Source organism: Clostridium sp. (assembly GCF_016650095.1).
GTDB lineage: Bacteria > Bacillota > Clostridia > Clostridiales > Clostridiaceae > Clostridium_AD.
Window position 1 is genome coordinate 1 of the sequence record NZ_JAENWL010000156.1, and the last position, 7,807, is coordinate 7,807.

At 32.7% G+C, this 7,807-nt stretch carries 7 protein-coding genes; all 7 read right to left on the bottom strand.

What is annotated here, in order from left to right; translation table 11 throughout:
- Positions 1 to 319 precede the first annotated feature (319 nt).
- The gene (locus JJE11_RS10380; RefSeq protein WP_291635263.1) at positions 320 to 442 is read right to left on the bottom strand and encodes a rhodanese-like domain-containing protein; all 123 of its coding nucleotides are present in this window, start codon (positions 440 to 442) and stop codon (positions 320 to 322) included.
- A 3-nt stretch (positions 443 to 445) separates the two neighbouring features.
- Positions 446 to 1,285: a sulfurtransferase gene (locus JJE11_RS10385; protein ID WP_291635265.1), complete on the bottom strand. Its 840-nt coding sequence runs from the start codon at positions 1,283 to 1,285 to the stop codon at positions 446 to 448.
- Entirely contained in the window at positions 1,282 to 2,130 is an 849-nt protein-coding gene (locus tag JJE11_RS10390; RefSeq protein WP_291635268.1) for a TVP38/TMEM64 family protein, read from the bottom strand. The genes JJE11_RS10385 and JJE11_RS10390 overlap by 4 nt, the downstream gene beginning before the upstream one ends.
- A 216-nt stretch (positions 2,131 to 2,346) precedes the next feature.
- The gene (locus JJE11_RS10395; protein ID WP_291635270.1) at positions 2,347 to 4,758 is read right to left on the bottom strand and encodes a glycoside hydrolase family 31 protein; all 2,412 of its coding nucleotides are present in this window, start codon (positions 4,756 to 4,758) and stop codon (positions 2,347 to 2,349) included.
- Between the two features lie 26 nt (positions 4,759 to 4,784).
- Complete coding sequence (locus tag JJE11_RS10400; RefSeq protein WP_291635272.1) at positions 4,785 to 6,080, bottom strand: TRAP transporter large permease; 1,296 nt, start codon at positions 6,078 to 6,080, stop codon at positions 4,785 to 4,787.
- 25 nt (positions 6,081 to 6,105) lie between these two features.
- Positions 6,106 to 6,579: a TRAP transporter small permease gene (locus JJE11_RS10405; protein WP_291635274.1), complete on the bottom strand. Its 474-nt coding sequence runs from the start codon at positions 6,577 to 6,579 to the stop codon at positions 6,106 to 6,108.
- A 100-nt stretch (positions 6,580 to 6,679) separates the two neighbouring features.
- Complete coding sequence (locus tag JJE11_RS10410) at positions 6,680 to 7,693, bottom strand: TRAP transporter substrate-binding protein (protein WP_291635276.1); 1,014 nt, start codon at positions 7,691 to 7,693, stop codon at positions 6,680 to 6,682.
- Between the last annotated feature and the right edge of the window lie 114 nt (positions 7,694 to 7,807).

The following is a 7,807-nucleotide window of genomic DNA, read 5'->3' on the forward strand; positions in this document are numbered from 1 at the left end:
AATCATAATTAAACCCTCCGAATTATAAAGTTTGTATACTATATATATTCGACATTGATGGCCCAAAATCCTTTTTGCCAACAAAAAAATATCCCAATTAAAATTGGGATATTTAACATTTTATGTTTGTCAACAGTCTGACGTATATTATTATATACGTTTATACTTTGATTTTTAAGGGGGGGGAATTGTTTTACTATAATTAGCTTTTATAAGTATGCAACCTGTTTATTTAAAGACAAAAAAATAGAGTCTCCATATTTTAATATGAGCTCTATCTCTTTCTTAACATTAACCTAATAACAAATTTCTTTATCAATTATTTTTCCATAGGCATACTAGCGTCTCCGCTCCATTCATATAATGAACCTTCATAATTTTTAACTTTTTCAAAGCCACCGGCTCTGATGATCATGGATGCATATCCAGATCTTATACCCATCGTTCAGTAAACGACAAAATCATCTTGTGGTTTAACGCCAACTGAAGCCATCAAATCATTTATCTCTTTAGGAGACTTTGGAGTACCATCTTTATTTAGAAGATCTGTCCACACCAAATTTATAGCTCCTTTGATATGTCCACCCCTTGGCTCTCCAGCTTTTTGGGATCCTTTAAACTCACCCTCTGATCTTACGTCGATAATAACTTGTTTACCTAGATTACTATAAACATAGTCTTTTGTTGCTGCATAGCTCTTATCATAATCTTTTATTACTACTCCTGTAGTAGGCGTTGGTTTCGAAGAAGCTTCATCAGTTACATCATTCCCAAGCTCTTTCCAATATGTAAGGCCACCCACTAACATTTTAACGTTATTAAAACCTGCCATTTTCAACTGCCAAACAGCTCTGCCATCTGCACCTGGACCTTTAAATACATCCGAGTAAAATACTATAGTTTTTTTATTATCAATACCTAGAGATTCTAACTTTGCTTTTAACTCTTCTGATTTGAGTATTGTTCCCCAATTAGCATCACCTATTTTCCCATCCTTACTTGAAAAACCTTGAATACCAATTCCTAATGCACCTTTTATATGCCCTTTTTCATAAATATCAGGCTTATTACAATCTAGTAATACTAAATTTTCACTTCCCATTAGTTTATTCACTTCTTGAGGTGTAATTAAAAAATCATTATTCTTGTATGCAGTAATATCAAATTGTTTATTTTGATCGCTTGCATTGCTTTTTCCCTTATTATTAGAACAAGCAGATACAACTGTTACTAATATTAATAACATTAATATCACATACACTTTCTTAAATTTGCCCTTAATCAATATTTTTCGCCTCCTCTATTCTTTTTATCATTCCATACCTTCTTCAATAAAGCGATTAATGTAGTTACTGCGAATAGTAAAAGAAGGCCAATTGCAAATGTTTTTACTGTCCCTGTTAACATACCACCTATATACGAATATATGATTGTAGCAGGTAGTTGTCCTATACCTGTGGCTATAAAAAACGGCCAGAAATTCATAGACGTTAATCCAGCACCATAGCTAACTATATCAAATGATATAAACGGCAATAATCTTGCAATTAAAATTGCATATTTACCATAGGATTTAAAGAATCCATCAACTTTTTCTATAACTGATATTGATGTAAGCTTTGCCACTGCATCTCTACCCAATAATCTAGCAATGAAAAAACATATTGCAGCTCCTGCCATAGCACTTGTCCATGATAATAATGCTCCGTTAATCCAGCCAAAAATACCAGCATTAGCAAACGTTATTATAAATGCCGGAATTGGTGCAATTACGGATTGTAATATCATTAATAAAAACGAAACAATTGGAGCCCATACACCAAAGCCAAGAATATACCCTCTTGCCATTCCCACATCTACATTTTTCAATATAAATACAGCTTGATTTACATTGATTTTTATCGGGGGTACAAAAAAATACAAAATTGATATAATTAAGATGAATACAATTTTGCCTTGGTTGCGTTTAAATATTTTAATACGTAACACCCCTTTGATAAATCTACTTATTTTTGTATTAATATCATTACTAATTTCTACATTATATTCCAGCATTATTTTAACATCATTTGCCCTTTGCATCCAATAGATTATTTCTATTGAAGTGTGATTAACTATATGAATTCCCAATAGCTATAGTACTTAATATATTTCACTAGTCTTTCCCGAAATATCCGTCGAATTTTTGACTTGTTATTTATTTTCCTGCCCCTAATTACCACTAATTATTATATATAGAGCCACAAAAGCACTGATGTAGTAACATCAGTGCTTAATGTTTTTTTAAATTCTGCTTATCTTTTAAGCAACGTCTGTAAACCCTCTAGCAATTCTTTAATATTTACTTTATTCCATTTTATTGATATCTGCTGAATAAACATTAAGATCGTTTTTCTCTATACATTCACCATTTACCACTATTTGTCTTATTTCTGTTTTTGGAAGATATATTCTTACCTCAGTGTATGGAATTTTATAATTCCCTTCTGCAGAAATATGAATTTCTATTTTACTTTCTGTAGACTTCATTTTCAATTTAACAAAGGTACAGATTCCCTTTTTGTAATCATTTGTGAGTCCATCATCCTCATATAAACTATACTCACTTTCTCCGGTTCCCTTTGTAGGAAACAACATGAAGCCTCTTTCATCTTTTGATTTAGTTTCAAACGTAATTTTCGCATCATTTACTGGTATGATTGCTCCAGCTTTTATTAATAATGGTGCATAGTCAATTGGAGCAGGAATAGTTATCTTCTGGCCACCTTCGAACCATAATCCAGTGTGGTAATCGTACCAACCATCCTCATTTTTAGGAAGATAAACTTTTCTGTTAAATTGTCCCGGTTCAACTACTGAGGCAACAAGCATATCATCACCCAGCATAAAATCATCACACTCTTCAAACGTCTTCTTATCCTTTTCATAGTTATAGAAAGTTGGTCTTATCATAGGTTCATAGTATTCATGGGCTCTGTAAACTAAGTTATAAATGTATGGAGTTATTCTACTTCTAAATTTAATCATTTCTCTTATATGCTGAGTCATTTCAGGGTACATCCAAGGTACATTTACAGTGTGATCGTCATTCCATGAGTGTATTGTAAATCTTGGATGGAAAACACCATTCTGAACCCATCTTACAAACATCTCCGGTTCAGGAGCAGGCCCTGAAAATCCACCAACATCATGTCCAATATTATAAACTCCAGATAAACTTAGGCCTATGCCCATTTTTATATTGTATTTTATTGTTTTATAGGAAGTTCTATTATCTCCAGACCAAGTCTGAACATATCTTTGCATGCCAGGGCACCCTGAACGTGATATTAAATATGGTCTAATACTCGGATTAAACTCCTTTTGAGCTTCATAGGATGCCTTCATCATGAGCAATGACTGAAGAGGTCTTATTTGGGCAATATTTATTTCTTTCCCAAAACCATTAGCCTTTGCCTGCCCATCCCAAATCTCATACTCATTATTATCGTTCCATGTTGAATCAATTCCATATTTCAATAATTTTTCAGTAACCTGAGCTTTCCACCAATCAAATGATTTTGGATTTGTGAAATCTACATATGCACCAAGTTGATCCCAAAATTGAGCTGTTTCAGTTACTTGACCATTCCTATCCTGAATGAACATCTTATTTTCTTCGAGTTCTTTATACATTGGATGATCAATTAACAATGCCGGTTTTATGTTTGCACATAATTTTAATCCATTTTCATGAAACCTCTTAGCCATATCTTCTGGTGTTGGAAATTTATCCTTATTCCAGTTGAATACATATCTTTTATCTCCTATTGAAGTATATCCAGAAGATAATTGAAAAGATTCACAAGGAACGTCATACTCTTTGCAATCATTAACAAACTTTTGTAACTGATCTTGGGCATCAGGTGCATCCGTATAAGACATTGTGGAGCCTGAATAACCAATACTCCATTTAGGAGTAAATATTGTCTTACCAGTTAACCAAGAAAATCTTTGAGTAATATTTTTTATCTCAGGTCCTAAAATTATATAATAATCCAAATCACCATCTTCAGCGTTATAATATCTATAATAACCATGATAATTATCTAATTCACTTCCCATATCAAAAATAGATGTAGATAAATTATCATAGAAAATTCCAAATGATACTTCTGTTTCTTTATTTCTTGTTATATAAAATGGAATATGTTTATATAATGGATCTGTAGATTCTGCATCATATCCCATGGGATCAACACTCATCATCTTGTATCTTCTCCCGTTTTTCTCTACATTGCCCGACTTTTCTCCGAGTCCATAATATTGTTCATTAAGGTCTCTTTCCAAATAATGAAATGGTCCTTTTCCTAAGGAGCCCTCAAAATTATAACTTTGAGTTTTTCTATCCTTAGCAAATTGAATTTCCTCATCTCCAATTTTTGCATACCAAGTAGCCTTCATTCCATCCAAATCAAATACTACTTTCATTTTAGAAGTTTCTATGGTACTAGTTCCATCATTGATATCGAAAGTGAATTTTGGAAGTGAAAATACAGAAACATCTAATCTGTCTCTTCCCTCTTTTTCAATATCCTCCATACCAGGAGCAATCATCCAAGTTCTATTAAGTTTCATCTCATTTTCATAAAATAATACCCTTATAACATCATCTTCTAATACAAACACTTTAACTGAAGTTTTTCCTTCTATCATCTTAAAATCTACAACATTACCTTCATTCTTTACAAACTTAAAAATATAATTTGTTCTTATCATCACTGTCTCTCCTTTATGTTAAAACACTATATTAAATGAAATAATTTCGGTAAAAATAAACTTATATCAGGTATAAATGTAATTAACATCAAAACTGTAATAAGTGCAAAAAAGAAAGGAATCAGGGGTTTAATCACTTTCTCAATTGGAACATCCGCTACACCACATCCCACAAACAATACACTCCCTACTGGTGGAGTCATTATCCCTATACACAAGTTAAATACAAGTACGATTCCAAAATGTACAGGATTTAGTCCGAGCTCCGTAGCTATTGGAAGAAATATTGGAGTAAATATTAATACCGCTGGTGTTAAATCCATAAAAGTACCTACTATTAGTAATGTTACATTTATTATAAGTAAAATCACTATTTTATTATCTGAAATTGATAAGATAGCAGCACTAATCGCTCCCGGTATTCCTGCAAATGCCATTACCCACGACATTGCTGAAGATGCCGCAACCAAAAACATGATGATTCCAGTTATGACAGCTGTTTTTAAAATAATATCTTTAAAGTCAGCAATTGTAATACTCTTATAAATAACTGATAAAATTAATGGATATATCACCGCAATACCGGCCCCTTCTGTAGCTGTAAATATACCACCTACAATACCACCAATAACAACAACTATTAAGAAAAGACTTGGAAGTGCTTCCATAAATACTTTAAAAGCAACTTTAAATGATACTTTTTCTGATACAGGATAATTATTTTTCTTAGCATATATATAAGCAACTATCATTGTAGCAAGGCCCATCAATATCCCAGGTATATAGCCTGCAATAAACAATGCTGATATGGATACCCCTCCTGCTACTAGAGAATAAAGAATCAAGACACCACTTGGTGGAATAAGCATACCCGCTGGAGAAGAAGCTATATTTACAGCTGCTGAAAAAGCTGGATCATATCCTTCTTCTTTTTCAAGTGGTGCCATAGTTCCGCCAATCGCTGCACAAGCTGCAACTGCAGAACCGGACAATGCCCCAAACAGCATATTTCCAAGTATATTTGCATGTGCCAAAGAGCCTGGTATTCTACCACCAATAACTTTCGCGAAATTAATTAATCTCTTAGCAATCCCTCCATTATTCATTATATTACCCGAAAGAATAAATAAGGGTACTGCTAGTAATGAGAAACTGCTGATACCAGTAACCATTTTCTGCGCTACTGTAAATATAGCAACATCTGGAGGAACTAAGCATAATGCAGTTGCAATAGAAGCTAACCCTATACCTATTGAAATTGGGATCCCAATTACAAGTGAACCAAAAAACACACCGAATAATACCAGCGCTATTATAACCATTTTGTTATCTCCTTCCTATATAAAATTACTTATCTTTAATTCTAAAATCTTCAAAAATGTTAACAAATTGATAGAAAACAATTAGTACACCTGAAACAATAGTTGAAGAATAAATATACGCTTTCGGAATAGCTAATATTGGTGTTTTTACTCCGACCACACCCATTGTAATCTGATTACCGCCAATAATAAGTATTACTACTGCAAATAACAGAATTACTACATCAATAAAAACACAGAGAATTAATTTACTAGACCCTTTTGCCTTCTCTTTCAAAAAAATTAAAGCCATGTGCTGTCTGCTTCCAAATGCATATGCTGCTCCCAAAAAAGATGTCCAAATTAAAATAATTATAACTAATTCTTGTGTAAACGTGCTCGGATTGTTCATCACATATCTTGTGAATACTTGCCACAAAACCAAAGATGTCATCAATATTAGAAGTATAGAAATAACATAGGTTAGAAATTTATCTAAGATAAATTTAATAGTTTTCATTCTTGTCTTTGCCTCCATATATTTTTTCAATTTATGTATCTTATTTACATAAGCCAGAAAGTATAGACATTCTGGCTTATGTATTATTCTAATACTTTAACTATTCTAATCCTTTGAATGCTTCTAATAATTTTTTCACTTCAGGCATAGAGTCTGAGTATTTTTTTATCATTGGTGCAACTGCATCTTGGAATGGTTTTTTATCAACATCATTGAATTTGACACCCATTTTTTCTGCTTCAACTTTTGCATCAGCAATAGATTTTGTCCATAGTGGATTTGCGAATGCTGTTGATTCTTTTGATGCTTCCTGAATAGCTTTCTGTTGATCTTTCGATAATGTATCCCAAACTTTTGAACTTAAAACTAAAATATCAGGAATCATTGTATGCTCATCATAACTGTAGTACTTAGCTACTTCACCGTGTTTACCAATTGTTAAGGCTGTTTCATTACTCTCTGCACCATCAATAACACCTGATTGCATTGCAGTATAAACCTCACCATAAGGCAAAGATACTGGAGTTCCACCTAATGCCTCAACCATTTCAGTCTGCGTCTTAAATCCCATAACTCTAATTTTTAGACCTTTTAAATCTTCTGGAGTATTTATAGGCTTCTTCGCTGTATAGAACGAACGTGCTCCTGAATTGTAATATGTGAGTCCTACAAACCCTTTCTCTTTTGTCTTGTTATAGAGTTCTTTTACTGCATCAGATTCCATTGATTTAAAATAATGTTTTTCATCTGTAAAGACATAAGGTAATGTAAATGCGTTATAACCGTCGTCATATGCTGTAAGTGCAGCCGCAGATACCTTTGTCATAGCAACAGCTCCAGCTTTCAGTTGTTCTAAAACTGAAGTCTCATCACCCAACTGGCCATTAGGGAATATTTGAATTTTTACACTTCCATTAGTCTTTTCATCAACTAATCTTGCAAATTCTGTTAAAGCTAAACCTACTGGATGGTCTTCGGTTAAATTATGTGCTAATTTTAAAGTTACTTTTTTGTCACCACCAGCTGTCGGACTTTCTGTTGATTTTTTAGTACCACAACCAACCATACCAACTGTCATTAATCCTGCTAAACATAAAATCATTATTCTTTTCATTTTTACTCCTCCAATTAATTTATTAAATATAGTATTTTCATAAATCATTTTAAAAACCCATTCAATTAAACATATAATTTACTTTTCAATTGTGTAACTGGTTACAATTTAATT